Below are 25,359 nucleotides of genomic sequence, written 5' to 3' on the forward strand. Positions count from 1 at the left end.
GCCGGTCACAGGGCCAGTTCGGTGGAGTCGAGGTCGTAGCTGAGGCCCGTGCGGTAGCGGCGTACGAGTTCGTCGAGGACCTGGGTGCGGCAGTCGTCGGGCAGCTCCGGCATCGGGATGCCGAGGCGCCCGCCGATCCGGGTGAGGGCGAGCACCGCCCAGGCCGGTGCGGCCAGAAAGGGCCGGCTGCCGTCCTGGCCCTCCCAGATCGCCAGGATCGCGGCGGCCGCGAGGACGAGGGAGTACCGGTCGCTGAGCACGCACCAGGTGGGGTCGGCGAGGGCGGCGGCGCCCGGCGGGATGGCCCGGCACCGCTCGCGAAGGGAGCGCAGTTCGTCGGTGAACGCCTCGGCGAGATCGGCGAGTACGGCGAGCTGGCCGCCGACGCTCCTTACGTCGGCCAGGCGGGCGGCGGCGCCGACGAGGGAGGCGGCGAGGAAGTCGCCGCCCCCGGCGATGCCGAGGAGCCGGTAGTCGAGCAGGGGCAGCGCGGTGCCGGAGCGGTACAGCTCGGACGGTGGTTCCTCGTCACGGAACCAGGCGTGTTCGGCGAGGTTGCGCAGCTGGGGCACGATCACTGCCTGGCAGGCGGCGGTTCCGGCGTGGCCGAGTCCGGCCACGGGCAGGTCGCGGGAGAGCTTGTCGAGCGCGCCGTACTCGGGGGTGCCGTGTTCGTAGCCGTGGGAGCCGAGGACGCTCGCCAGCTCCTCCAGGCTCTCCCGCAGCAAATCGGGCACGACGTATTTGACGGCCGCGGCGAGGATGTGGGTGCGGTCGGGCAGCAGACTCAGGGCGCGCAGCGCGACGGTGGCCATGCTGTCGCAGGCGAGCAGGTCGGCGAAGACCCCGGCGAGGGGTTTGTGCCTGCGGCGGGCGATGGGGCGGCTGCGGCCGGCGGTGGCGGCGCGGACGGCGGAGTGCAGGACGGTACCGGCGGCGGCGACGGCCGTTCCGGCGATGACGCAGCGGTTGACCTGGTAGGTGCGCAGCGCCAGGGCCACGCCTTCGCCCGGCCGGCCGACGAGGGCGTCGGCGGGGATGTCGCAGTCGGTGAACGACAGCCCGGAGAACAGGTTTCCGCGCATGCCGGACGTGCGGACCCGGGGCAGTGCGCTGATCCCGGCGCCGATCCGGTCGGGGTCCAGGAGCAGCACGGAGTGGCTGAGGGGGGTGCGGGCCGGGTCGGTCCGGGCGTAGACGACGTAGGCCCCGGAGACGGCCGCGTTGATGATGACGTCCTTGCGGCCGGCCAGTGTGAAGCCGCCGCCGGGGCGCGGCCGGGCGGTGAACTCGTCGCGCAGGATCGCGTTGGAGTGGGCCAGCTCGTGGTGGACGATCGAGGCGCGACCGCCCGCGAGCAGCAGGCCGGCCGTCGCGCGCCGCTGGTCGGGGGTGCCGGCCGCCCACACCGCGGAGGTGGCGAACAGCGAGGTGATGCCGGCTCCGAAGCCGAGCGCGAGGTCGCGGCGGAAGACCGGGCGCAGCACCTTGACGAGCAGATCGGCGCGGGTGAGCCGGCCGCCGAACTCGGCGGGTACGAACTCGGCGCCCAACCCGGCCTCGACGAGGAGCCGTTCGGTGGCGGCGGGCGGTTCGTGGCGCTCGTCGGCGGCGAAGAGTGCGCCGAGGCCGTGGGGGTTGGCGGGGTCGTAGGGGTCGCCGAGGAGAGCTTCGAGCCGGGCGGCCCGGCGCAGGGCGTCGGTCTCCTCGGCGGCACGCCCGGCGATCCGTTCCGCGTGGATCCGGGTGGTGGCCATGGTGGCGTGGATCAGCTCCTTCGTCACTGGACTTTCGGCCGAGGAGGGGCTGAACTTCCTGGCGGGCCCGGCCGGGTTCTCCGGCACCTTTCGGAGGCGGTGGGCGAAGCGGCCGGGCGGCACTTCACCGGCACACCGGGTGGCCGCGGGGCCGGTCCGCTCCTTGGCATGGGAGTTGCGTGCGGGAGTGCATGGGGGTTGCGCGGGGGGTGCGGAGGTTGCGCGGGGGTGCGCGGAGGTTGCGCGGGGAGTATCAGGGTCGCCAGAGGCGCTCGACATCCGCTTGAGGCCCCGTACAGCAGGGCCGGTGACGGGGCGGGAACCGCTGGTCGGAGAGCTGGCCGGAGGTATGGCTTCCGGTCAGCCCGGCTCCCGGCCGAGTGCGTGGATCCGGCCGGCGACGCCGAGCGCGGCGCGCAGTTCGCTGCCCGGACGGGTGTCGGCGGGGTCGGGTCCGCAAGGGTACGGGCCGGGGAATCCCGCCCGTACCAGGGTCCGTACCGCGTCGGCGGTGTGGGAGATCCGGCGGGCCTCACGCAGGAGATACCCGGGCGACAGCGGCTGCCGGCCCGGTCCGGGCCCCATGCTCCGGCCGGTCGTGGCGCACACCAGGGGGATCCTGGGCGGTGCGACGGCGCTGTCGGCGGCGGCCCGTGCGAAGGCCGCCTCGGAGTCGAGCGTGGCGGCGAAGTCCCCGGCGAGCACGGCCGGGTGCACGGGGGCGAGTCTGCCGCGCGCGGCCACGAGTCGGGCCGCGTCGGTCAGGCTCAGCGCGTCCGCCACATGGGCCGCGGCGATCTCCCCGGCACCGTGGCCGGACACCGCACCGGCCCGGAGCCCCCAGGACTGCCAGAGCCGGAAGACCGCCACGTGGTACGCGAACAGGGCCGGCTGCCCGAATTCGGACCGGCGGATCAGGGCAGCGTCGACTCCGCCCTCGGGGGCGAACACCACGGCGGCCAGGGGCAGTCGCAGCCAGTGGTCGAGGGCGCCGCGCACGGTGTCGTACGCGGCGCGGAAGACGGGGAAGGCGCCGTACAGCTCGCGGCCGAGGCCGGGCCGGATTCCGGTGCCACCGGTGAAGAGCACGGTCGCCTCGGGGCCGGTCGCCGGCCGGCACCGGCGGGCGACCAGCGCCGGGGTGTCATCGGTCACGGGGCGCCGCCTCCACCGTCTCGTACAGGCCGGGCTCGGGGGTGGCCAGCGGGCCGAGGTCCTTGACCAGGGCCTGGAACTCCTCGCTGCGCACGGCCCGCTGGTGGGCGGCGGGGTTCTCCCAGACGGCGAGTTCGAGGAAGACCCGATCGTCGCCGAGGCTGCGCAGGCCCTCGTGGCCGAGGTAGCCGGGCTGGCTGCTCATGTAGGCGGTCAGCCGTTCCTTGACGGCCAGGAACTCGTCGATGTCGCCGTGGACGGTCAGCTTGTTGACGAAGGTCACCATGTGAGGCTCCTCGGGTCGGCCACGGCAGCGGTGCCGTTTACGGGTACGGGACGGGACAGGGGCCGCGGTGCCGTGCGGGTCGCGGCTCGGGGGGTACGGGTGCCACGCTCGGCGAGGCGGCTCAAGGACCCCCGGAAGAGCACTCGACTTCCGCTTGAGGAGGCGCGGTGATCCGGCGGAGGGCGGAGGCAGCCTCCGGCGGGGTTCCGGGGCAGGTCGTGGCGGTTCCTCCGGGTGTTCCGGGGCGGGGACCGGCGCCCTCGTATTACGCCGCCGGGCACCCCGGGAATCCGGCCGGACGGAAAACCGGCAGGGCTCCTGGTTTTCCCGGACCCATGGCACCGGAGGTATTCGGTCCGGTTAAATGAGCCGGATTTCCGTACCACCCATTCCGTACGGATGGACAAATCCGGCCGCCATCCCGGCGGGAATTCGCGCCTCGGGCCGGCGACCGCCCTCGACGGGCGGGTCCGGGGCGTGTCACGTACGCCGGATGCGCTGCGGTACGAGCGCCGGACACGCCCCCACGCCCCCCTATCCCGAGCACACCGGTGCACGTCGGCATAGGGGGTGCGGGTACCGCGAACCCCAGAGTGCGGCCGTCGTCATGGATCTGACGGGCATTCCGAAATAACTTGAGGCTTCCTCGATCGGTTGCAGGGAACCGACGCTCAGGAAAGTGTCTCCGGGTGACCCCGGCACTGGAGGTGTCCGTGCTTGTTCGACCGATGCCCGGGGTGAGTGTCGCCTCGGTCGACGCCGACGGTCGCCTGGAACTCCTGGCGGAATCAGCGGTGGGAACAATGCGCTACCGGTGCGGCCCGGTGGGCACCGCGATGTGGATCGCGCTCCGCCAGCACGAGGGCGATGCGGGCGCCGCCGCACGTCTGCTCGCCGAATTGTGGAATACCGCTCCCGAGAATGCACGTGCCGATCTCGACATATGGGTCGAGGAAATGCGCGACGCGGGTCTCATGTGCGCCGAGCCCCGCCCCTGACCCGACCCCTACCCGCCCTCAGCGGTGGCTCGACCACCCTTGTAGGCGCAGACTTCAACCTGTCCCGGTTAGGGGTAGACCTTCATCAACAGGGGCGAGTATGCGGTTGGTCGGCAGGACATCGGTGATCGACGCCTTGGACGAGGCGCTCGCGGACTGCACGGCGGGGGGCTCCCACGCCGTCCTGATCGAAGGCGCCGCCGGTTGCGGCCGGAGCGCCCTGGCCGACGCCGTCGCCGAGCGGGCGGCCGCGGCCGGCGCCCTGGTCCTGTCCGCCGTCGCCACGGCGGCCGAGCGGCAGCTCCCGCAGGGCGTTCTGCGGCAACTCGTGCACCGGGCACCGGGGTTCCGGCTGCCCGGCGGGGTGCCCTCGCGCGTCGAGGACCTGAGAGAGTTCTGCGACCGGGTGTGCGAACTGAGCCTCGACCGGCCGGTGCTGCTCTGCGTCGACGATGTGCAGCACACGGACGCCGAATCGCTGCGCCACCTCCAGTACCTCGTACGTCACGCCCGCGGATCGCGGGTCCTCGTCGTGCTCACCGGTTCGCCGCACCTGCCGTCGCAGGACCCCTTGTTCACCACCGAGTTGATGCGCCAGCCCCACTTCCGTCGGGTCCGGCTCGGTCCACTGTCCCCGGCGGAGACGGCCCGCTTCCTGGAACTGGACGGGTGCGAGGGCCTCACCCCGGACGAGGCGCACCACGTCAGCGGTGGCAACCCCCTGCTGCTGCGCGCCCTGACCGCCGAGCACGCGGACCCGGCCGGGAACCCGCACGGTGAGGACATGCACGACGGGGCGGCGCTCCCGGCCCCCGGCGGCCCGTTCGCGCAGGCGGTCGTCGCCTGCGTGCACCGGGCCGGGCCGACCGCCACCGCCGTGGCCCGTACCGTCGCGCTGCTCGGCGACCACGCCTCCCCCGCCCGCGCCGCCGGGGCCGCGGAGCTGACCGGCGCCGCCGCGAACCGGGGCCTTGCCGCGCTGCGGGCGGCCGGCCTCCTCGACGGCGTACGGTTCCGGCACCCGGCCGTGCGGGACGCGGTGCTGGAGGACGCCGGTCCGGCCACCCGGGGCAGGCTGCTCCGGCGGGCCGCCCAGGTGCTGCACGAAGACGGTGTCCCGGCCCCGGCGGTCGCGGAGCTGCTGCTCACCGCGGCCTCCGACGGCGCGGGGACGGCGGGCGGACCGTGGGACGTCGATGTGCTGCGCGAGGCGGCGGAGGAATCCCTCGCGCGGGGCGAGGCCCGTGCGGCGGTGCGACTGCTCGAACTCGCCCTCGAATCCGGCGCCGACGACCAGCTGCGGGCCGCGCTGCGCATCCGGCTGGCCCAGATCACGGCCCGCTTCGACCCGGCCGCGGCCGAACGTCGCGTGGACGCCCTGCTGGAGACGGCGCGCTCCGGCTGCCCGGCCGCCGAGCACGAACAGCCGCTGGCCGGACTGCTGCTGGCCCAGGGGCGGGTCTTCGACGCGTCGGAGCTGATCCTCGGCACCGGTACCGAGAAGGCCGGGGCCTCGCCCCTGGACGCGATGGTCGACACCGCCCCCGGCGCCGCCGAGCGGCTGCTGCGGTCGGCCCGGCTGACGGACGCCACCCTCGCACCGCTCGCCCAGGCCGTGACGTCGCTGCTCTGCTCCGAACAGCCGGACCTGGCGGTGCGGTGGAGCCGCAGCCTGCTCGACGAGGCGGACCGCTGCCGGGCCCCGGGCTGGAGCGCCGTGTTCGGGACGCTGCACGCCGAGGCCCTGCTGCGCCTCGGCGACCTGCGCGGCGCCCACACCCGTGCGACGGCGGCCCTCGCGGCGCTCCCCGCGCAGGGTCACGGAACCTTCGCCTGCGCACCGACGGCCGTGGTCGTACGCGCGTGCACCGCGATGGGCCAGTACACCGAGGCATCCCGCCTGACCGGTCGGCAGCTGCCCCGACGACAGCTGATGAGCCTGCACGGACTGGCGTATCTGCGTGCCCGTGGACTGCATCACCTGGCTCTCCATCAGCCGCACGCGGCACTGGCCGACTTCCTGGAGGTCGGCCGGCTGATGGAGAGCTGGGGGGTGGACCGGCCGGCGTTCCTGCCCTGGCGTACGGATGCGGCGCGGGCGCTGCTCCACCTCGGGGAGGACCACCGGGCGGAGCAGTTCGCGCTGCGTCAGCTCGCGATGCCCGACGCGCGGCGCCCCCACGTACGCGGTCTCGCGCTGCGCATGCGGGCGCTGGCCGGGGATGCCCAGCGGCGGCCCGCCGTTCTCGCCCAGGCGATCGACGAGCTGCACCGCTCCGGCGACCGGGTGGAGACGGCCCGCGCGATGGCGGATCTGGGCCGGGTGCTCCAGAATGACGGCTCCTCGTCGAAGGGCGGGGTGATGCTCCGTTCCGCGTGGCAGCTCGCGAAGGACACCGGAGCGGCGCCGCTGTGCCAGGAGATCCTTCCCGACGCGCCGCTGGTGACGGCGCCGGGCACCACCCGGGCCAGGGCGGAGACCCGTGCGGGCCGGGCCGGCAAGGCGGACAAGGACAGGCCCGACACCTCGGCGGCCAAGCTGAGCGGTTCCGAGCAGCGGGTGGCCACCCTGGCCGCGCAGGGCCTGACCAACCGGGAGATCTCGGCCCGGCTCTTCCTGACGGTGAGCACGGTCGAGCAGCACCTGACGCGGGTCTACCGCAAGCTCAGGATCACCTCCCGGGGCGACCTCCCGCTCGATCTGGAGCTCGCCGAGGGCGCCCCGGTCCGCGCCTGAGGGCCGGGTCCGCCGCTCAGCGGGGGCCGGCCACCGCGGCGAGGGTCCGGGAGAGGGCGGCCGCGCCGGCTTCGGGGGTGCCCGCGATGGCGACCGGCGGCGGCAGCCAGCCGTGCCCGGCGATCCGCTGGGCGACCTCGTAGGCGAGGGCGCCGCCGCCCGAGTAGCAGCCGAACGTCACGGGTTCGGCCGCCACGAGGGCCGGGCGCAGCGCGGCCAGGCAGTCCGCCGCGTCCGCCGCCCCGTCCACGGTGAGCAGGGTCTGCGGACCGGGGTAGATCCGGGCCAGCTCGTCGTAGCAGCCCGCCGGGGCGTGCGGCGGCGGTACGAGCAGCACGGTGCCCGCGCCGGGCCGGGTGGCCGACCGCAGCACGGCGGGCGCCGGTTCGGGGCGGTGCGTCGGGGCCGGTGCGGCGGGGCCGAGCAGGGTCAGGGCCTCGGCGGCCGGTGTGCCGTCCGCGGTGAACCGGGGGAACTCCCGTAGCAGCAGGGCGGTTCGGGCGAGGGCGGTGGCCGCGTCGGTGTCGGCGATCCGGGTGCGGTCGTTGACCGCCGTCAGCACCAGGCCGCCGTCGGCGTCGTGGTGGGCGGTCAGGGAGAGCGGCACCCCGGTGTCCGCCGCCACCGTCTCGGGCGGCGTCAGCCGGATGTCCTGGGCGTCGAACTCGTTGCGCAGCTGGTCCGCGGTGGCCGGTGACCCGGTGGCGGCGGGCGGCTCGAAGGCGATCACCGTCCCGGTGAGCCGGTCCTCGGCGGGACGGCCGCTCCAGGCGTGTACCTGCCCCTCGGAGACCCACTCGTACGCGGCCATGTCCATGGCCCGGTCGCCGAGTTCGGCCAGCAGCCGTGCCAGCGGCGCGGCCGGGTCCACCTCGGTGCTCAGGGGCAATGGGTTGCGCAGCGGTCCGGGCAGCATGGCGGCGCCGTCGAGCGGGATGCCCCGGCCGGAGACGGTCATGCCGAAGGCGACGGGGGCGGGGCCGGTGTGGCCGGACGCGCGGTGCAGCAGCAGCGCCCAGGCCGCGTGCAGCGCGGTGCACTCGGTGACGCCGCTGTGACCGGCCCAGTCGCGCAGCCGGACCGCCTCGTGGGGTGTCAGCCGCTGACCGGTACGTCCGTGGCCCGGCCGGGACGGGGTGCCGGACGGCCGGGCGGGCAGGGTGGCGGCGTCGGCAGGCGGGGCGGCCCGGGACCAGAACTCGCGGGCCGGGGCGGTGTCCTGACAGCCCATCCAGTCGAGGTGGTCGCGCAGATCGGGGCGGCGCTGCCCACCGGCGGGCGGGCCGTCGGCGAGGTAGGCGCGGTGCACGGCGCGCAGCAGCATGCGCACGCTGGGCCCGTCGAGGAAGGCGTGGTGGTACGTGACGACGACCCGTATCGGTCCCATCGTGCCCGGCTGTTCGTCGACGAGCAGGACCCGGAGCGGTCCGGGCCGGAGCGGGTCGAAGGCGGTCAGCCGCTCACTGCCGAGCAGCGCGTGCCGGTCGGCGGAGCCGTGGCGGTGCCGGACCACCTGCGGGGCGGCGCTCGGGTGCACCGCGACCCTGGGGCCGCCGGGTGCGTCCGCCTGTGCGAAGGACGCGCGCAGCACCGCCTCGCGGTCGGCGACCGACGCCCAGGCGGCCCGGTAGCGCCGGGTATCGAGCGGGCCGTACCAGCGCCAGTGCTGCTGCTCGATGTGCGGGGCGGTGCCGGGGGCGGCGGTCATCAGGTCGAGCAGGATCTCCCGCTGCCGGGGTGACGCCGGGAAGAGGGCGACGGGTCGGCCGGACTGCCACGGCATCGGGATCGCCTCCCGCTCCGGCAGTGGCGCGAGGGCGGGCGCGGTCGCGGGCGTCCCGTCGGCGGCGACCGCGAGCGGGCCGGTGAGCGCGACCGGGCCGGTGAACGCGGTGAGCAGGTCGCCGAGAGCGCCTGCGGGCAGGTGGCGCGGGGAGAGATACAGGGTGTGGTGGGTCGCGGTGTGCCGGCGCAGGGTGGGGGTGCACCCGGGCAGCGCGGCGAGCGCTCGCGCCAGTGCCGCCGGGTCGAGCGGGCCGCGCAGTTCGAGCGCGGGAGGCATGCCGGAGGAGATGACGACGGTCATGCTGCCGGTCATCCGGTCCCCCCTGTCTCCGACGGTGCCCGCGCCCCGGCGCGTCGGACCCGGCTCCACAGGACACGAAGGGACGGCCCCGAGTCTGCACCCACCGGCCACGTATCGCTGACACGGCGCTGACGCGGTGCTCTGGCCGACGCAGTGCTCGGGCCGGCGCAGTGCTCGGGCCCGGGGGGTGCTCGGGCCGGGGGTGCTCGGGCCGGCGCAGTGCTCGGGCCCGGCGCGGTGCTCAGAGGGTCCGGACGGCCGTCTCGGCGTGCTGCCCGGCGAATTCCAGGGTGGCGAGGCTGAACCGGCGCGCCGCCTCACGGACATGGGCCCGCGCCCGCTCAAGGTCCGCGCCTGCCCCGAGGACGTCCTCGATGCCCTCCTCGCGCAGCAGCACACTGTGCCGGGCGATCACCTGGACGCCCCGCTCGTCGGGTATCACCGACCACTCGCCGGTGTGGGCGTCCGCGAGCGGGGAGGGAATCGTGTGCTTCCACAGGATCCGGCCCGAGTGCGGGAAGCAGACCCGCACCGCCTCCATGGTGTGGGTCGCCCCGTCGGCGGCGAGGATGTCCACGCCGGTGAGCTGGACGCCGGGCTGCGGCTCGGCCACGTCGGCCCGGGCCACGTGCGGCATGAGGTGCGGCCAGTCGGCGATCCGGTAGAGGAAGTCGTAGACCAGCTCGGCCGGGCCGTTGATGCGTACGGAGTCCTCGAAGGTCAGCAGGAGGTCGTCCAGGCGGTTCCAGCGCTCCGCGGTCTCCCGCAGCCGCTCCAGTTCGGCACGGCTGTTGGTGTCGGTGGCCCGCCGGACCCAGGCGACGTCCTCGGGACGGTTCCCGGCGACGGTGAAGTCGTGCTCCAGGCGCAGCCGGCAGCGGCCGGGGCCGAGCGGTTCGACGGTCCAGCAGCCGCCCATCGAGCTGACCGGCTCCGCGGGCGTCTCCTGCCGGAACTCGATGCGGCGCCGGGTCGCGTCCAGGGTGCGGTGCGAGAGCCAGGACCGTACCGAGCCATTGGCGAGCACCCACATGTGGAAGCGGTCCTGGGAGCCGTCGAAGTCCAGGCGTTCCACATGGATGCTTGCCGGGACGAACAACGGCCACTGCGTCGTGTCCGCGATCAGCCCGTAGACAACACCGGCAGGCGCTGTCACATCGACCGCGTACTGCGCGCGGTGCACTCGCTCGACGGCCATCGTCCATTCCCTCTCTAGGTCCTGTACAGATGCTGTCCGCAGTTGCTAGAGGGCCACTGGAGACTCCGCGTACCGCTTGGCGTGGGTCAGGGTCGCCGTACTGTTGCGGCCGAGCGCCTCGCGTACGTACCGCCGCGCCCGCGCGAGGTCCGCGCCCGCGCCCAGCACGCGCTCCACGGCCTCCTCCCGGAGGACGACGCTGTGCCTGGAGGTGGCGACGGTGGTCCCGGCGGGGCCGGGGGCCACCGTCCAGGCTCCGGTGTGGGCCGACATGAGGGCGGGGGTGACGGTCTGCTTGTAGACGATGCGGGCGGCGTCGGGGAAGCAGACCCGCACCGACTCGGTGGTGTGGGCGGCACCGTCGGCGGTGAGCGTCTCCATCGACATGACCTGGACTCCGGCCGGCTCCTCGGTGAGGTCGAGGCGCGAGACGTGCGGCAGCCGGTCGGGCCACCGCCCGGCCTGCTCCAGGAACGCGTACACGGCCTCCGGCGGGGCGTCGACCGTCACCGAGTCCTCGAAGGACAGCACCAGCGAGTCAAGCCGCGCCCACTGCCGGGCGAGGGCCGCGATCCCGGCGAGTTCGGCCCGGCTGTTGGTGTCGGTGGCCCGCTCGACCCAGGCGACGTCCTCGGGACGGTCACCGGCCACCGAGAAGTCGTGGAGCAGGGTCAGCCGTGAGGTCTCGGTCCCGAGCGGCTCGACGATCCAGGTGCCGGTCATCGCCGACAGCGGGGCCGCCGGGATCTCCTGGCGGAACTCGATCCGCCGGGCCACCGCGTCCAGCACCCGGCGGGAGGTCCAGGACTTCACCCGGCCGTTCGCCGTCGCCCACATGCGCAGCCGCTCGTTGGTGCCGTCGAACTCCAGCCGGTCCACGTGCACGTTCGGCGGGAAGTACAGCGGCCACTGGGACGCGTCCGCGATCAGCCCGTAGACCACCCCCGCGGGTGCCGCCACCTCGGTCTCGTGGACCGTGCGGTGGGTCCGCCCGCCGTGCGTGGTCCGTCCGTCCGCCATCGCCGGCCTCCCGGTCGTCATCATCGGCCTCCCGGTCGTCATCAGAAGTTGCCCAGCCCGCCGCAGACGTTGAGCGCCTGCGCCGTGATCGAAGCGGCGAGGTCCGTCGTCAGATAGCCGACCAGCCCCGCCACCTCCTCCGGTGTCGAGTAGCGCCCGAGGGGGATCTTCGCCTCGAACCGCTCCCGCACCTCCTCGTCGGTGGTGTCCCAGGCGGCCGCGTAACCGGCCCGCACCCGCTCGGCCATCGGCGTCTCGACGTATCCGGGGCAGACCGCGTTGACGGTGATCCCGGCCGGGGCGAGTTCCTTGCCCAGCGCCTTGGTGAAGCCGACGACGGCGTGCTTGGAGGCCGAGTACGGGGCGCCCAGCAGCACGCCCTGCTTGCCCGCCGTGGAGGCGATGCTGATGATCCGTCCGTGGCCGCCCGCCGCCGCTGCCCCGGTCAGTCCGCCGTGCTTGAGCACCTCGCGGGTGAGCAGGAAGACGCTGTTGAGGTTGGTGTCGATGACGTCGTACCAGAGCTCGTCGCTGATGTCGGCGGTCGGACCACCACCGCTGCGCCCGGCGTTGTTGACCAGGACCGTGATCGGCCCGTACGTCGCGACGGCCGCCGCGACCAGGGACCGCACCTGCTCCTTGGAACGCACGTCGGCAGCCGTGCCGGAGACCTCCAGCCCCTCGGCCCGCAGCTTGCCGACGGTCTCCTCGACCGCCTCGGCGGTACGGGCGCACAGGAACACCCGGTGTCCGCGGGTGGCGAGGTCCCTGGCCACCGCCAGGCCGATGCCGCTCGTGGCTCCGGTGACCAGCGCCACCGGGCTCTCGGGTGCCGCCGTCGATGCCGTCATCAGGGTGCCTCCAGTTCTGGGGTCGGAGCCTCGACCGTGTCCGGAACCGCTTGAGGAACACCGGACGAGTGCTGGAGACCGCGCCGGGCACGGACCGGGCCGAGCGGGGACAGGGCCCGCTCCAGTTCGTGCCGGGTCAGCCGGGCGCCGCAGCTCGCGACGTAGCCGTCGGGGCGGATCAGCAGCCAGCCGCCCGCGCCCAGGCCCATCGCCGCGCGCAGCCGTCCGCGCGGGTCGTCCAGCGGATCGGGACCGGTGGCGTCGCCGACCGCACGCATCGTCCGTACGGACAGCCAGGGCGCGTGGGCGTGGGCCGTGTCCGCCGCGACCAGATCCGCGTCCGGTCCGCCGCCCGCCGCGTACAGCAGGGTCCACCGGGTGTCGCGCAGTTCGGCCCGCAGCTCCTCCGCCGCGGGGTCACCGGGCTGCCGTGCGGCGACGGCCGCCGCGGCCCGGCTGCCCGGGGGGATTCCCCGGCCGGAGCCCGGGGTGGTGAGCGAACTCCCCGGATAGCCGATCCGCAGCCCGGACAGCCCGCCGAGCACCTTGCGCTGAATGGCCCGGCGCAGCGGCGCCACCCGGCGCACGACGCCGAAGACGACCGGCAGCATGACGCCGGCCAGGGCGTTCTTGAACTGGACCAGGGAGGTGGCCGTGCGGGTGGAGCCGAGCAGCGCCCGGCCGATGGGCACGCGTTCCTCGTCGTAGGTGGTGAGCAGCTCGCGGCCGGCCTGGCCCCGGGCGACCATGGCGAGTTTCCAGGCCAGGTTGTAGGCCTCCTGGATGCCGGTGTTCATGCCCTGCCCGGAGGCGGGGCTGTGTACGTGGGCGGCGTCCCCGGCGACGAAGCAGCGGCCGTCGTGCATGCGCGGCACCATGCGCTGCTGGAAGGTGAAGACGGAGGACCAGTCGGGAGCGCCGACGGTCACCCGGTGGCCGAGTCCGGCGCCGAGTTTGGCACCGAAGCGGGCGGCGGCCCGTGCGGGGTCGGCACCTGGGCGGGGCGCGGTGTCGAGCAGCCGCCAGCGTCCCTCGTCCTGGTAGGGGACCATCATCAGGGCCTGCCCGCCGGTGTGCACCCAGTAGATGCTGTCCTGCGGGAGTTCGGTGGTGACCGTCGCGTCGGCGAGTTCCCAGGTCTCGCTGGACTCGCCGATCAGCGGCAGCCGCAGCTCCTTGCGTACGGTGCTGTGCCCGCCGTCGCAGCCGACCAGCCAGGGGACGTCGTACTCCTCGGTGCTGCCGTCGGCGTGCTCCAGCCCTGCCCGGACGCCGTGCCGGTCCTGGGTGATGCCGGTGAGCCGGACGCCCCATTCGACGGTGACACCGAGCCGGGCCACCGCCGCGCGCAGCACTTCCTCGGTGCGGGTCTGCTCGATGATGACGGTGTACGGGTAGCGGGTCGGCATCGTCCGGTAGTCGGCGTTCAGCCGGACCAGGCGGTGTCCCCCGGCGTACATCGTGAACGCCCGGTTGCGGCGCCCGCGTTCCAGTACCGGTTCGACCACTCCCATCTGGTCGAACGTCTCCAGGGTGCGGGGGTGGACCGCGACCGCCCGGCTGGTGGTCGCGGGCCCGGCGGCCGCGTCGACCAGCCGTACCCGCAGGCCGCGGCGGGCCAGTTCGTGGGCGGCGGTCAGCCCCACCGGGCCGGCGCCCACGACGAGTACACGCTCCTTGTGGTTCATGCGGCGGCCTCCTCGGCTGCACGGGTACTCAACTGCCGGCGCAACACGCGCCGTTCCGGTTTTCCGACGGGGGTGCGCGGGACCGCGTCCAGCACTTCGGCACGGTGAATCCGTTCGTGCGGGGCGAGGCGTGCGTTGGCCCGCTCGACGATGGAGTCCACCACCGCGGGCAGTCCGGGGGCGGCCGGGTCGCGCAGCACGATGCCCGTCCAGACCACCGCTCCGTGGACGTCGTCGGGCCAGCCCGCGGCGATGCAGTCGGTGACCCGGGGGTCCTCTCCGAGGACCGCCTCGACGGCGCTGGGCGAGACGAGTTCGTTGTCGTGTTTGAAGACGTCGCCGAGCCGGTCGACGAGGAACAGCTGCCCGTCGTCGTTCAGGTGGCCGACGTCCCCGGTGGAGAACCATCCGTCGGCGTCCACGGGCGCCGGCCCCGAACCGTCCAGATACCCGGCCGTCACCTGCGGCCCACGGATCTGCACCTCTCCGGTGGCGTGGGCGCCCAGCACCTGGCGGGTGTCGAGGTGCACGATCCGGCACTCGGTCCCAGGCACCACCGCACCGACCCCACCGACCGCACCCGGCCCGTACGGACTCTGGCAGTGGGACAGCGGGGAGAGTTCGGCCATCCCGTACCCCTGGACGACAGGTACGCCGATGCGGTCGCTCAGCACCCGGGCGGCCGTGGGCGCGAGCGCGGTGCCGCCGGACAGTACGACCGTCAGCCGGGGCCCGCCGGGCGCCCGGCCCCGGTCCGCGAGAAGCCTTTCGTCCCGGGCGAGGCGGTGCAGGCGCGCCGGCAGCCCGTAGTAGTGGGTGGCCCCGGCCTCCGCCGCGTACCGCAGCGAGACCAACGGGTCGGGGTCGGTGCACAGCACCTGCTCGGCGCCCGCGTACATCGCCGAGTTGAGGTGCATGACGTGGTAGAGCGGCAGATGGTTGAGGGTGACGGAGTCGCTGCCGAGGTGGTGGGCGGCGGCGGTCTGGGCGGCGTTGGCGACGAGATTGCGGTGGCTGAGCCGGACGCCCTTGGGCCGGCCGGTGGTTCCGGTGGTGAACTGGACGCAGACGTCCGCGTCGAGATCGGTGGCGAGGGCGGGCAGCGACCGTCGGCCGGGTACGGAGTCCAGCGCGGCCCCGAGCGGCACCGCGTCGGAAGGAACGATCCCCTCGGACGCGTCGGTGACGACGACGGCACGGAGGGCGGGCAGCCGGTCGGCCAGTTTCACCAGCAGTTCGGCGGTGGCCGTGGGCACGAACGCCACCTCGACGGCCGCCGAGGCCAGGACGTGTTCCAGGCCCTCCGCCCTGAGCAGCGGATTGACCAGCACGACCGTGTTCCCGCTGCGCGCCGTCCCGTAGTACGCGGCGGGAAAGACCTCGTCGAGGGTGTTGGCCACGCCGACACGCGCGCCGCGGCGGCCGAGGGTGCCTTCGAGGTGGGCGGCGATGCGGTCGGCCCGGTCGTCGAGCTCCGCGAAGGTGACCGGACCGGCGGCCGTGCGCAGGGCGCAGCCCGCCGGGTCGCGTACCGCGGCCTGCCGAAGCAGGCCGTCCAGCCGGATTCTCGGGTACACGAACGTCGGCATGGTGCTGTCCTCCTGGCTCCCGAAGCGGGTGAACGCTTCGAAAGCCTTGGCGGGGGCGCTTGAGGAATCTTCGAAGGCCGCTCGATCTTCGCGGCAGAAGCTGTCCGGAACCGACGGAACGGAGTCAGCCCATGACCGTGCTCGCCGCCGAGCAGCACCATGTGAGCCCGCTGTATCAGCAGCCCGGCCGGTTCGGCCTGCTGTATGCGGAGGTCCAGCAGTTCTACGCGCACCAGATGCAGCTGTTCGACTCCTTCGCGGCGCAGGAGTGGGCGGGCACGTTCACCCCGGACGCCGTGTTCGACGTACCGACGCTGCCGCAGCCGGTACGCGGCCGGGAGGAACTCGCCGCGAACGTGCGGCGCAACAAGGAGACGCAGGCGCGCAGCGGCGAGCAGCTGCGCCACTGGCTGGGCATGGTCGATGTCCAGCCGCAGCCCAACGGGACGCTGCGCACCCGTGCGTACGCGCTGGTGTACCTGACCCCGAAGGGCGGGGAGGCCCGGGTGCACCGGGTGTGCGTCATGGAGGACACCCTCGCGCGCTCGCGCGGCGACTGGCGGGTCGTCCACCGGCTCGTGACCCGCGACGACCTGGCGTGACCGGGCGGCCGGGCGCCGGTCCCGGCCCATGTCCGGGCGACATGCACCGCCCGGACGAGGATCGGGACCGCCGCTCGCGCGGTGCGGCGTCGCCCGCGCCGAGGCAGGCAGCGGGCACAGCTCCTTGTGCAGGTGGAGCGTGATATCGGGGCCGGTCGCGCCCTGAATCTCGTACGGCCCCGATCGGGAACAGGCTGCGCGCGTCCCTGCCCGTGATGTCGGACAGCCGGGAGCTGTCGGCGCGGGCGCGCCCGGAGTCGGAGGGCATCCGGTACGCGATCCGCCTCGCCGAGGCGTGAGTGGAGAAGGCCGTGGCTGACGACCTGTCCGCAGTGGGCCGCTTCCTGTACGAGGCGGGCACGCCGAAGCAGATACGACGCACCGGCTGGTGGATGGCAGGGGTCCGCGACCCCGAGAGCGTTGCCGACACCCGTCGGCGATCCGCAGGAAGTCACCGCCGATCAGACAGCAGGCATGCCCGAGGTCCTGGCCTCAGCGGTCCGTGACCTGGTCGCGGAGTATGCACCGCCCTGAGCGAGGGCAAAAAGTATCCCCACCGCCCCTGGCACCTGAGCGGAATGACAGGGGCGTCATGCCGACGGTCATGTACCTGAGGTCAATGAGTACCGGCCCCGGGATCGGTACTCATTGACCTCAGGTACATGAGCTCTGCTCCTCGGAGCCGTTCAGGTTGCGCGGCGCAGGGGGACGACGACGTCTTCGCCTGTGGTTTTCACGCTGAGCCGGTAGTAGCTGATGTGTGCGAGCCGGTCGGATTCCTCAAGCCAGCCGGCCTCGATGACCTGGCGCCGGGTCCGGGAGAAGACAGTCGGAGACATGCCGACGAGCTTGGCGAGGTTGGCGCCGGTCTCGATGACGGCACCGGCGCGGTCGGTGGGGTGCATCGCGTAGAGCATGACGACCAGGCGCTGGTTGGCGGTCATGCCGACGGTGCGGTGGAGGACGTCCAGGAGCCTCTGCTTGTCGTCGTTGTTCACTGGGCCTCCCAGAGCGAAGGGATGGTGTTGTCGAAACCGGGGATGTCCGGCGGGTTGCACGCCCTGATCGCTTCCCGCTGCTCGATCCCGGGACCGTGAAAGGCGATGTACGGGCTGATGCGGTACAGCCTGTAGTTACCGATGCGCCCGCGCTCGATCAGGATGCGCCGCTTGAGGAGTTTCCGGTTGATCTTTCCCACGGCATCGGCGGTCATGCCGACCTTCTTGGCGATGTCCGCACCAGTGGCTCTCAGCGGTGCCATGCCCTGTGGGGAGACCCCGATCCACCACAGCACCATGAACTTCTGGCTCGGGGTGAATTCCTTGCTCTCGGTGATCGCTTCGACCCTGGCCTTGTCGACCTGGATGTGCTCGCCGGAGAAGGCATAGGGCGCATAGGGGATGGCCTCGCCCGTGTCGGCATCGACCAGTCTGCGTACCGCTCCCAACGGGCCCTCCCCTGAATGGGCATTGCTGTGATGTACATGAGCAGCGGCCCTGTGGGCCGACCAGATGAACCTAACGTACATGAGCACCAAGTGGATGGACCCCGCCTCCAGGACGCGCCGATCGACCTGCCGTCAATCCGTCGCCACAGCTGTGGCCCGCCCGGTTATGGCATCTACTCATGTACGTGACGTCAATCTACTCATGTCCTACAGCAGTGGTCACGGTTCTCAGGACATGGGCACCACGATCCTTGAAACTGCCTGCCCTGATCCCAGGAACTGGGTGCACGATGCTGAGAACTGGGTGCCAGATCGTCAGAACCTGATGAAAAATGCGTTTTCCCAGGCCACGACACCTTTGACCTCTGCGCGCTCTCCAACAGGTAGGACAGGCCGTCGATTCGACAGCTCCACAGCACCTCAGCCTGTGAAAGGCAGTCGTGCAGGGCTGGGCCCAGTGCTTCCCGACAGCGCCTTCAGCGCGAGCCCCGCTCGCTCCCGTCGGTGAAAACCCTGCTCGCATCCCCCGGCCTCAGCCGACGAAAGCACGCCACGACGCGGCCGCAGCCGACGGAACATCCGCCATGTATGTCTCGATCAGCCCCGCCCGGCCTCAGCCACTCTGTTCCCTACCGCCCCCACCGGTCTGCGGCCGCCCGACCACCCGCGGACCCCCGTCGGTGCACCGGAGGCCCGCCAGGGCCGAGGATGCACCGACCAATGGGCGTGAAGAGCCGTTTTTTTGGTGCCTGGTGCTGCGCAGGGTCAAGGAGATCCGGTGCCGTAGGCCACTTTCCGGGTGATCAGCGCGCCCAGCCGGGTGCGGGTCACCAGGGTCGCAGCACGGGCGCGCAGGAAGCCTGCGACGGGGTTGCCGCCGCCGAACATGGCCTTCGCCTGCATGCGCTGCATCCGGTGGACCGATGCCGCCGCCGGGCCGCGCAGCCGGGCGTAGGGGGCCAGGCGCTCGCGGGTCGGCTGTCCGGCGGCGAGTGCGTCGAGCAGGACGGGGTGCAGGGCGGCCGCGTCCTGGAGGGCCAGATTGATGCCCTGGGCGCCGATGGGGCCGTGGGTGTGGGCGGCGTCCCCGATGAGGACGAGACCGTCGCGCACCCATTCGCGGGCGTGTGCGGCGAACACGTCGAGCAGGGTGAGGTCGTTCATCGACCTGATCTGGTCGTGCAGCAGGTCCTTGAACTGCGGCAGCGCACCGGCCAGTTCCGCCCGGATGTCGTCGATCCCGCGCCGTGCGAGCCGGCGCCAGCCGCCGTGCGGCAGGGTCCAGCCGACGCGCAGCCGGTCGGGGTGGGTGTCGTGGACGAGTACGGCGCTGCCGGCCGCGCGGTGCACGCGTACCCGCCCGGTCTCCCGGCCGGGCGCCAGCAGCGAGAACCACGCCACGTCGTGCGCGAAGGACTCGGAGCGTCCCGCGTCGATCCCGGCCAGCGCGCGCGTCTTGGAGAAGCGACCGTCGGCGCCGACGACGACCCGGGCCTCGATGGCGATCCGGGTACGGTCGGGACCGTTCGCGAAGATGCCGGTGCAGGGGCTGCCCGGACGGCGTTCGCGCAGGGCGGCGATCCGGTGGCCCTCCAGCAGAGCGAAACCGGGCAGGCTGCGGCAGGCCGTGAGCAGTTCGTCCAGCAGGTGCGGCTGGGGCAGGGCCAGCAGGCAGTCGTACGGGGCGGGCAGCCGGGAGTAGTCGATGTCGAGGAGTACCCGCTCCCGTTCCAGGACCTGGAAGCCGCCCAGCAGCGCGGCCCCGCGGGCCCGTGCCGCGTCGAGCACTCCCAGCTCGTCGAGGACACGCTGACCGCCGGGTTGCAGGATCTCGCCGTGGAACGTGCGGCGCAGCGCGGTGGAACGCTCGACGAGCGTCACCCGGACCCCGGAGCGCAGCAGCATGAGGGCCAGGGCGAGGCCCGCGGGCCCCGCCCCGACGATGCAGACGTCGGTCTCGGCCGCTTCCATGCGGACGTCGGTCTCGGCCGCTTCCATGCGGACGTCGGTCTCGGGCGCTTCCATCGGTTCGCCGGCCGTCCGCTCAGACCGCGGCTCTGGCGGCGAGCGCCTCGTTGACCATCGTCAGGAACAGCCGCGGGGTGTCGGCCTCGTCCAGCGCCTCCTCGTCGAGGAGCACCCCGTACTCCCGCTCGATGTGTCCGACGGTCTGCAGGAAAGCGAGGGAGTCGTAGCCGAGCTCCATCCAGTTCAGATCGAGGACGTCGCCGTCGAGGTCGACGCCCTCCTCCTCTCCCGCGCACTCGCGCAGGATGCGGGTCAGGTCACTGAGTCCGAGCCGGTCCATGGGTGTCTTTTCTCCTCGGGGTCGTGCGGTTCTTCGGTGATTCCCGGGTGCGCGTTGCTCAGGGGGTGGTATCGGGGTGCGTGTAGCTCAGGCAGCGGCCTCGGGAGCCCGGACGACAACGGCGGAATTGAAGCCGCCGCGCCCGCGGGCCAGCACCAGCGCGGTACGCAGCGGCAGCCCCAGGCCCGGGCTGGGCGCCCCGGTCACCAGGTTCAGCAGACAGTCGTCCGCCGGGAGTTCGGTGCCGGTGGTCGGCGGGATCAGCTGGTCGCGCAGGGCGAGCAGGGCGGCCGCCACATCGAGGGACGCGCCGCCCGCCGCCAGCCGCCCGGTCATCGACTTGGGCGCGGTGACGGGCACCCCGTACGGCCCGAAGAGCGCGGTAATCGCGACCGCCTCGGCCCGGTCGGCCGCGCGGTCGCCCGCGGCATCGGCGAAGACGATGTCGACCTCGTCGGGGTGCACATCCGCGTCGGCGAGGGCGAGTTCCGCGGCCGCGCCGAGCCTGCAGACCCCGTCCGCGTCGAAGGTGGCGGCGTGCCCGGCGAGGATGCCGTACACCGTGGCCCCGCGCCGCCGCGCCTCCTCGGCGTTCTCAAGGATCAGGAGCGCGCCGCCCTCGCCCACGACATGGCCGCTCGCGTCCTCGGAGAAGGGCAGGTAGGCGCGGGCGGGGTCCACGCGGTCGGTGAGCCCGCCACCGGCGACATAGGCCGCCCAACCCCACGGACACAGCGCGGAGTCGATGCCTCCGGTGACGACGAGCCGGGCGCCCTTACGGACCTGGCGACGGGCGTGCGCCATCGCGTCGAGACCGCCGGCCTGCTCGGAGACGATCACCCCGGAGGCCCCGCGCAGCCCGTGCCGGATGGAGATCTGACCGCTGTTGACCGCGTAGAACCAGGCGAAGGACTGGTACGCCGAGACATGCCGGCCGCCCTTGCTCCACAGCGCCTCCAGCTCCCGCTGGCCGAACTCGAAGCCGCCGAAGGAGTTGGCGGTGACCACTCCCGCGGCGTGGTCGGGCAGTTGCGCCGGATCGGCCCCGGCGTCGTCGAGCGCCTCCTTGGCGGCGGCGAGCGAGAGCCGGGTGACCCGGTCGGTCTGCGGCAGCAGCCGGCTGGAGACATGGTCGGCGTCGATGAATCCGGGCACCTCACCGGCCAGCTTCACCGGATAGCTGCCCGCGTCGAACCGGGACAGCGGACGGATACCGCTCTCACCGCGCAGGGTGGCCGCCCACCACGCCTCGGTGCCCAGTCCGTTGGGGGCGGCGACGCCGATCCCGGTGATGACGGCCTCGGCGGTGCGGGCTGCGGTGCCGGTGGCGGATTCGGTGCGATGGCCGGTGGCGGATTCGGCGCGGTCGCGGGGAACTTCTGTGCGGTCGCGGGGAGCGATGACGGTGGTCATGCGGCTGCGCCCTCCAGGCTCGGGCTGGTCAGGATCATCGCGCTCTGGAAGCCGCCGAAGCCGCTGCCGACGGTCAGTACCGCGTCGGTGCGCAGACGGCGTGCGGTGAGCGGTGTGTAGTCGAGGTCGCAGGCCGGGTCGGGCTCGTGCAGATTCGCCGTCGGCGGGACCGTGTCGTGCTCGATGGCCAGGGCGCAGGCGGCCACTTCGAGGGCCCCGATCGCACCGAGCGAGTGCCCGATCATCGACTTGATGGAGCTGACCGGGACCTCGTGGGCCCGCTGCCCCAGACTGCGCTTGAACGCCTCGGTCTCGTGCTTGTCGTTCTGTTTCGTGCCGGAGCCGTGCGCGTTGATGTAGTCGATGTCCGCGGGCAGCAGCCGCGCCTCGTCGAGCGCGGCGGTGATCGCGGCGGCCATCTCGGCACCGTCGGGCCTGAGCCCGGTCATGTGGTACGCGTTGCTGCGCGAGGCGAAGCCGGAGATCTCGGCGTAGATGTGCGCGCCGCGGTCGCGGGCGTGCTCGTACTCCTCGATGACGAGGACGGCGGCCCCCTCCCCCAGGACGAACCCGTTGCGGGTGTGGTCGAAGGGCCTGGAGGCGGTTTCCGGTTCGTCGTTGTGGGTGGAGGTGGCGCGGATGGCGTCGAAGCAGGCGGCCGTGATCGGTGTGATGGGCGCCTCGGCCGCACCGGTGACCATCACGTCGGCACTGCCTTCGCGGATCAGGTCCACGGCGTGACCGATCGCGTCGAGTCCGGAGGTGCAGCCGGTGGACACCAGCGCCACCGGCCCCTGCGCACCGGCCGTACGGGCCACCTCGGCCGCCATCGAGCTGGGCACGAAGTAGTCGTACAGGTGGGGAACGGCTCTGGTGTGGTCGACGAGGGTACGGGTGCCGCCCTCGCTGACCACCCCGTACTCGGCGTCGAGCCCGGTGGTGCAGCCGAGCGCGCTGCCGAGGGTGACGCCGGTGCGCGTGGCGTCGTACGCGCCGGCCAGCCCACTGTCCGCCAGCGCCTCCCGGGCGCTGACGACGGCGAACTGGGCGGCACGGTCCAGCCGCCCGGCCTGCTCGGCGGTGAGCCCGGACTCCTGCGGGTCGAAGTCCGCCTCGGCGGCGATCCTGGAGCGGAAGTCGGCAGCGTCGAAAAGCGTGATCGCGCGGGTGGCCGTACGGCCCTCGGTCAGCAGCGCCCAGAATTCCTTGGTGCCCGGGCGGCCCGGCGCCACGACCCCGATGCCCGTGATGACGACTCGTCTCATCGCCCTTACCCCTGTTCTGTCTGGTCGCGGTGGCCGCGCAGCACGATGCGGGCGGCCCGGCCGAGCATCCGGGGCAGTTCGCGGCCCCGGACGAAGAAGTGGCCGCCGGGCACGGTGCGCCGGACGAACCTTCCGGTGGTGCAGTGCTCCCAGCCCGCGACGGTCCCGGCATCGGCGAGGGGGTCCTCCCGGCCGGCGACCGCGAGCAGCGGTACGGGCACGGGGCCGGGTGCCGCAGGCCCGGTGGCGGCGGCACGGAGATCGCGGGCGAGCCGCAGATCGGCGCGGAGCACCGGGACCACCGACCGGAACCACACGTCTCCCGGCCGGACTCCGGGCGGCAGCGCGCCGAACCCGTCCAGTACGCGCAGCAGTTCCTCGTCGGGCAGCTCGGCGGCGTCCGTGAGCGCGGCGGGTGCGTGCGGCGGCGGGCAGGCCCCGACGGCGAGCAGTGCGGGCATCGGCAGCCCGGTCCTGTGCAGTTCCTGGGTGACCGTGAGGGCGACCATCGCGCCGAGGCTGTGCCCGTAGAGCATGTACGGCTCCGCCGGGTCCTCGGCTATCCGCTCGAAGAGGGGCCCGAGGTCGGCGAGGAGTTCCTCGCGTCCGGTCAGCCGGGGTTCGCGGCGCCGTTCGTCCCGTCCCGGCAGCGGCCGGGCCGAGGTCCGCACCGCACCGCCGGCGGCCTTGTCCCAGCGGTGGAACGAGGACACTCCGGCCCCCGCGTGCGCGAAACAGTGCAGCCGCAGGGTCTGTCTGCCGCCCATCGCCACCTCCCCGGAACCGCCACGTCGGCCTCCACCCTCACCGAACTCGCTTGAGACGGGCTCGAACGGGTCCTGCGGGGTGCGAGGCCGCGCTGCGGCGGGACGGTGGGGCGGCCCTGGCTGCGGTCCGGGTCAGGCCGCGTAGAGGTCGAACGTCGATCCGCGGCGCGGCCCCGCCATCACGTCCAGCGCGGGATCGACCGTCAGCATCGCCTGGTGCAGGCGCTGCAGTTGGGGGGACGGCTCCACACCCAGTTCGTCCGTCAGGCGGCCGCGCAGCCTGCGGTAGACGTCCAGCGCCGTGGCCTGACGGCCGGAGCGGTACAGCGCGACCATGGCCTGCGAGTGCAGTCCCTCGTGCTGCGGGTGCCGGGCGATCAGCTCGGTCAGTTCGGCGATGACCTCGGCGTGCCGGCCGAGCCTGAGGTCGGCGTCGATGCGCCGCTCGATCGTCACGAGCCGGCTCTCCTCCAGCCGCATGACCTCGATCTCCAGGATCGGTCCGACCCGGACATCGACCAGCGCCTGACCGTTCCACAGTCCGAGCGCCTTGCGCAGCAGTTCGGCCGCGCGCTCGTCGTCCCCGGTCTCGAACGCGCTCTGTCCTTCGGCCACGAGACTGTCGTACGCGTGCACGTCCACGGAGTCCGGCGGTATCTGGAGCAGATAGCCGCCGTGCCGCGTCGCCAGCACGTCCTTGGCGTTGCCCGGAGCCCCCGGCCCCATGGCCGTGCCGAGTCTTCTGCGCAGTTGCAGGATGTACGTCTGCAGGGTGGTGAGCGCGCTCTGCGGAAGTTCGGTGCCCCAGATCTCCTCCATGAGGGTCTGTACAGGCATCACCCGCCCCGGGTACAGCGCGAGCAACGCCAGAATCTGGCGCGGCTTGCCGGCCGTCGGAACAATCGAGCCCCCGTTGACCTCGGCACTCAACGGACCCAGAACCTGAATCTTCACGGTCTCCTCCGTAATTCGTCGAGTTCCCATCGATTTTCAGCCTTCGACTTCCCGAACAGTAGCGGGGCACAGGGCAATGTCCCGAAATTCTCAAGTCGGTGTCGAGCGGCCCTCCGCCACGCCTGCCACCCGCCGGAAAAGCGCTGGTGAATTCCGTTCGGGAGACGGAAAAGATGTGAAAAAGACGTCCGCCGGGCAGCTGCGGGCGCGGCCTCCGGGCGCCCGGAGCGGTTCAGGCGAGGCACTCCGGGGGGCGGCCGTGGTAGGCCGCCATCTCCGCGAAGAGGGCCGGGACGTCCAGCGGCGAGCCCTCGGGCAGGCCTTGCTCCTCGGCGTATCCGCGGTGCAGGTTGGGGAGCAGGCGCTCGCTGTCGAGCAGGTGCGCGTACGGGCCGGGGCCGGTGGCGCGGGCCAGTTCGAGCGGGGTCGCGCCGGCCGCGGTGCCCTCCTTGGCCAGTTGCTGGATACGGCGCAGGTACGCCTCGTTGGCGTCGAGGATCTCCGGGCCGCCGACCGGCCCGTGCCCGGGTACGACCGTCGTGGCGCCCAGGGCGCGCAACTGCTCCAGGGCCCGCAGGGACCCGGTGACCGAGCCCATGACGCAGAACGGCGTGACGCCGTTCATCACGAGGTCGCCGGTGAACAGAACGCCCTGGTCGGGCAGCCAGACGATGGTGTCGTCGGTGGTGTGGGCGGCCGGGCCGATGTGGATGATCTCGGCCCTGATCGCGCCCACGTGGAGCGTCGTGCGGTCCCGGAAGGTCAGCTCGGGCGGGGTGATCTCGACCTCGCCCCAGCAGACGTCCGGCCACAGGCCGGCCATGTGCAGCCCCGCCGCCCGGACCATGGTGCGGGTCCGCTCGTGGCCGATGGTCAGGGCTTCGGGGAAGAGCCAGTTGCCGTAGGTGTGGTCGCCGTGGAAGTGCGTGTTGACCACGGCGCGCGGTGGGCGGGGCGCCAGTTCGAGGGCGGCCCGGCGCAACCGGCGGGCCCGGCTCTCGGTGGCGGCGGTGTCGACGAGCGCGCTGTGGCCGCCGTCGGTGAGGATGCCCGCGTTGTTCAGGCACCAGCCGCCCGCACCCTGGACGTACGCGTGAACGCCCTCGGCCACCTCGGTGACGGCGGTGGTGGCATGCACGGGGCACCTCTTTCTTCGTCATCGACGGGCCACGGCGGGACCGCCGATGATCCGGAATCCGAATTCAAGCTATCCGGATCCCGGCCTGCCCCTTCCGCCT

The 25,359-nt window shown here is 73.0% G+C and carries 21 protein-coding genes and 1 pseudogene; 4 read left to right on the forward strand and 18 right to left on the reverse strand.

The features are described from left to right. Positions 1-5: 5 nt before the first annotated feature. The 3 genes from ACFVH0_RS30590 to ACFVH0_RS30600 all read right to left on the reverse strand — a co-directional run bounded on the left by ACFVH0_RS30590 (position 6) and on the right by ACFVH0_RS30600 (position 3,198). The gene (locus ACFVH0_RS30590) at positions 6-1,784 is read right to left on the reverse strand and encodes an acyl-CoA dehydrogenase family protein (RefSeq protein WP_385825453.1); all 1,779 of its coding nucleotides are present in this window, start codon (positions 1,782-1,784) and stop codon (positions 6-8) included. A 333-nt stretch (positions 1,785-2,117) separates the two neighbouring features. After that, positions 2,118-2,912 carry an acyltransferase domain-containing protein gene (locus tag ACFVH0_RS30595; protein ID WP_385825455.1) on the reverse strand — a complete coding sequence of 265 codons (795 nt, stop codon included), beginning with the start codon at positions 2,910-2,912 and terminating at the stop codon, positions 2,118-2,120. Further along, entirely contained in the window at positions 2,902-3,198 is a 297-nt protein-coding gene (locus ACFVH0_RS30600) for an antibiotic biosynthesis monooxygenase family protein (RefSeq protein WP_385825457.1), read from the reverse strand. The genes ACFVH0_RS30595 and ACFVH0_RS30600 overlap by 11 nt, the downstream gene beginning before the upstream one ends. Positions 3,199-3,911: 713 nt before the next feature. Between ACFVH0_RS30600 and ACFVH0_RS30605 the strand changes: the two genes are divergently transcribed. Together ACFVH0_RS30605 and ACFVH0_RS30610 are read left to right on the forward strand one after the other, a co-directional pair. Further along, positions 3,912-4,196, forward strand: a complete 285-nt coding sequence (locus ACFVH0_RS30605; RefSeq protein WP_385825459.1) for a PqqD family peptide modification chaperone — start codon at positions 3,912-3,914, stop codon at positions 4,194-4,196. A gap of 100 nt (positions 4,197-4,296) precedes the next feature. Then, complete coding sequence (locus tag ACFVH0_RS30610) at positions 4,297-6,933, forward strand: AAA family ATPase (RefSeq protein WP_385825461.1); 2,637 nt, start codon at positions 4,297-4,299, stop codon at positions 6,931-6,933. A 16-nt stretch (positions 6,934-6,949) separates the two neighbouring features. Here ACFVH0_RS30610 and ACFVH0_RS30615 read toward each other — a convergent pair whose 3' ends face one another. The 6 genes from ACFVH0_RS30615 to ACFVH0_RS30640 all read right to left on the reverse strand — a co-directional run bounded on the left by ACFVH0_RS30615 (position 6,950) and on the right by ACFVH0_RS30640 (position 15,365). Next, positions 6,950-9,031 carry a condensation domain-containing protein gene (locus ACFVH0_RS30615; RefSeq protein ID WP_385825463.1) on the reverse strand — a complete coding sequence of 694 codons (2,082 nt, stop codon included), beginning with the start codon at positions 9,029-9,031 and terminating at the stop codon, positions 6,950-6,952. 229 nt (positions 9,032-9,260) lie between these two features. After that, on the reverse strand, positions 9,261-10,217 hold the full coding sequence (locus ACFVH0_RS30620; RefSeq protein WP_385825464.1) for an SRPBCC family protein: 957 nt from the start codon (positions 10,215-10,217) through the stop codon (positions 9,261-9,263). Between the two features lie 45 nt (positions 10,218-10,262). Continuing rightward, positions 10,263-11,237 (reverse strand): aromatase/cyclase, encoded by a 975-nt coding sequence (locus ACFVH0_RS30625; protein WP_385825466.1) that lies wholly within the window; start codon positions 11,235-11,237, stop codon positions 10,263-10,265. 41 nt (positions 11,238-11,278) lie between these two features. Continuing rightward, positions 11,279-12,088 carry an SDR family NAD(P)-dependent oxidoreductase gene (locus ACFVH0_RS30630; protein ID WP_385825468.1) on the reverse strand — a complete coding sequence of 270 codons (810 nt, stop codon included), beginning with the start codon at positions 12,086-12,088 and terminating at the stop codon, positions 11,279-11,281. Further along, on the reverse strand, positions 12,088-13,776 hold the full coding sequence (locus ACFVH0_RS30635; RefSeq protein ID WP_385825470.1) for an FAD-dependent oxidoreductase: 1,689 nt from the start codon (positions 13,774-13,776) through the stop codon (positions 12,088-12,090). The genes ACFVH0_RS30630 and ACFVH0_RS30635 overlap by 1 nt, the downstream gene beginning before the upstream one ends. Further along, complete coding sequence (locus ACFVH0_RS30640) at positions 13,773-15,365, reverse strand: class I adenylate-forming enzyme family protein (RefSeq protein ID WP_385825472.1); 1,593 nt, start codon at positions 15,363-15,365, stop codon at positions 13,773-13,775. Before ACFVH0_RS30640 ends, ACFVH0_RS30635 begins: the two co-directional genes overlap by 4 nt. Before the next feature lie 131 nt (positions 15,366-15,496). Here ACFVH0_RS30640 and ACFVH0_RS30645 point away from each other — a divergent pair, with 131 nt between their 5' ends. Both ACFVH0_RS30645 and ACFVH0_RS30650 read left to right on the forward strand, forming a co-directional pair. Beyond that, positions 15,497-15,967, forward strand: coding sequence for a nuclear transport factor 2 family protein (locus tag ACFVH0_RS30645; protein WP_385825474.1), 471 nt, complete (start codon positions 15,497-15,499; stop codon positions 15,965-15,967). A gap of 311 nt (positions 15,968-16,278) precedes the next feature. Next, positions 16,279-16,489, forward strand: a pseudogene (locus ACFVH0_RS30650) (HAD family hydrolase); the annotation flags it as partial. Between the two features lie 164 nt (positions 16,490-16,653). Here the strand turns inward: ACFVH0_RS30650 and ACFVH0_RS30655 are convergent. The 9 genes from ACFVH0_RS30655 to ACFVH0_RS30695 all read right to left on the reverse strand — a co-directional run bounded on the left by ACFVH0_RS30655 (position 16,654) and on the right by ACFVH0_RS30695 (position 25,259). Beyond that, positions 16,654-16,965: a replication initiation protein, RepL2 gene (locus ACFVH0_RS30655; RefSeq protein ID WP_385825476.1), complete on the reverse strand. Its 312-nt coding sequence runs from the start codon at positions 16,963-16,965 to the stop codon at positions 16,654-16,656. Further along, complete coding sequence (locus ACFVH0_RS30660; protein WP_385825478.1) at positions 16,962-17,414, reverse strand: MarR family transcriptional regulator; 453 nt, start codon at positions 17,412-17,414, stop codon at positions 16,962-16,964. The genes ACFVH0_RS30655 and ACFVH0_RS30660 overlap by 4 nt, the downstream gene beginning before the upstream one ends. Before the next feature lie 765 nt (positions 17,415-18,179). Next, positions 18,180-19,439: an FAD-dependent monooxygenase gene (locus ACFVH0_RS30665; protein WP_385825480.1), complete on the reverse strand. Its 1,260-nt coding sequence runs from the start codon at positions 19,437-19,439 to the stop codon at positions 18,180-18,182. 19 nt (positions 19,440-19,458) lie between these two features. Further along, positions 19,459-19,722 (reverse strand): acyl carrier protein, encoded by a 264-nt coding sequence (locus tag ACFVH0_RS30670; RefSeq protein WP_385825481.1) that lies wholly within the window; start codon positions 19,720-19,722, stop codon positions 19,459-19,461. 87 nt (positions 19,723-19,809) lie between these two features. Then, complete coding sequence (locus tag ACFVH0_RS30675; protein WP_385825483.1) at positions 19,810-21,135, reverse strand: beta-ketoacyl synthase N-terminal-like domain-containing protein; 1,326 nt, start codon at positions 21,133-21,135, stop codon at positions 19,810-19,812. Next, the gene (locus tag ACFVH0_RS30680; RefSeq protein WP_385825485.1) at positions 21,132-22,400 is read right to left on the reverse strand and encodes a beta-ketoacyl-[acyl-carrier-protein] synthase family protein; all 1,269 of its coding nucleotides are present in this window, start codon (positions 22,398-22,400) and stop codon (positions 21,132-21,134) included. The genes ACFVH0_RS30675 and ACFVH0_RS30680 overlap by 4 nt, the downstream gene beginning before the upstream one ends. Before the next feature lie 5 nt (positions 22,401-22,405). Beyond that, positions 22,406-23,167, reverse strand: a complete 762-nt coding sequence (locus tag ACFVH0_RS30685) for a thioesterase II family protein (RefSeq protein WP_385825487.1) — start codon at positions 23,165-23,167, stop codon at positions 22,406-22,408. Positions 23,168-23,299: 132 nt separating this feature from the next. After that, positions 23,300-24,121 (reverse strand): BTAD domain-containing putative transcriptional regulator, encoded by an 822-nt coding sequence (locus tag ACFVH0_RS30690; protein WP_385825489.1) that lies wholly within the window; start codon positions 24,119-24,121, stop codon positions 23,300-23,302. 232 nt (positions 24,122-24,353) lie between these two features. Then, positions 24,354-25,259 (reverse strand): MBL fold metallo-hydrolase, encoded by a 906-nt coding sequence (locus ACFVH0_RS30695; protein ID WP_385825491.1) that lies wholly within the window; start codon positions 25,257-25,259, stop codon positions 24,354-24,356. Positions 25,260-25,359: the final 100 nt, after the last annotated feature.

This window comes from Streptomyces sp. NPDC127117 (assembly GCF_042677325.1).
In the GTDB taxonomy this organism is placed as follows: Bacteria; Actinomycetota; Actinomycetes; order Streptomycetales; family Streptomycetaceae; genus Streptomyces.

Excerpts from the sequence above, each read along its gene's own strand:
- ACFVH0_RS30600 (WP_385825457.1), bottom strand. The coding sequence starts at position 3,198 with ATGGTGACCTTCGTCAACAAGCTGACCGTCCACGGCGACATCGACGAG.
- ACFVH0_RS30610 (WP_385825461.1), top strand. The coding sequence starts at position 4,297 with ATGCGGTTGGTCGGCAGGACATCGGTGATCGACGCCTTGGACGAGGCG.
- ACFVH0_RS30615 (WP_385825463.1), bottom strand. The coding sequence starts at position 9,031 with ATGACCGGCAGCATGACCGTCGTCATCTCCTCCGGCATGCCTCCCGCG.
- ACFVH0_RS30620 (WP_385825464.1), bottom strand. The coding sequence starts at position 10,217 with ATGGCCGTCGAGCGAGTGCACCGCGCGCAGTACGCGGTCGATGTGACA.
- ACFVH0_RS30625 (WP_385825466.1), bottom strand. The coding sequence starts at position 11,237 with ATGGCGGACGGACGGACCACGCACGGCGGGCGGACCCACCGCACGGTC.
- ACFVH0_RS30630 (WP_385825468.1), bottom strand. The coding sequence starts at position 12,088 with ATGACGGCATCGACGGCGGCACCCGAGAGCCCGGTGGCGCTGGTCACC.
- ACFVH0_RS30635 (WP_385825470.1), bottom strand. The coding sequence starts at position 13,776 with ATGAACCACAAGGAGCGTGTACTCGTCGTGGGCGCCGGCCCGGTGGGG.
- ACFVH0_RS30640 (WP_385825472.1), bottom strand. The coding sequence starts at position 15,365 with ATGCCGACGTTCGTGTACCCGAGAATCCGGCTGGACGGCCTGCTTCGG.
- ACFVH0_RS30645 (WP_385825474.1), top strand. The coding sequence starts at position 15,497 with ATGACCGTGCTCGCCGCCGAGCAGCACCATGTGAGCCCGCTGTATCAG.
- ACFVH0_RS30665 (WP_385825480.1), bottom strand. The coding sequence starts at position 19,439 with ATGGAAGCGCCCGAGACCGACGTCCGCATGGAAGCGGCCGAGACCGAC.
- ACFVH0_RS30670 (WP_385825481.1), bottom strand. The coding sequence starts at position 19,722 with ATGGACCGGCTCGGACTCAGTGACCTGACCCGCATCCTGCGCGAGTGC.
- ACFVH0_RS30675 (WP_385825483.1), bottom strand. The coding sequence starts at position 21,135 with ATGACCACCGTCATCGCTCCCCGCGACCGCACAGAAGTTCCCCGCGAC.
- ACFVH0_RS30680 (WP_385825485.1), bottom strand. The coding sequence starts at position 22,400 with ATGAGACGAGTCGTCATCACGGGCATCGGGGTCGTGGCGCCGGGCCGC.
- ACFVH0_RS30685 (WP_385825487.1), bottom strand. The coding sequence starts at position 23,167 with ATGGGCGGCAGACAGACCCTGCGGCTGCACTGTTTCGCGCACGCGGGG.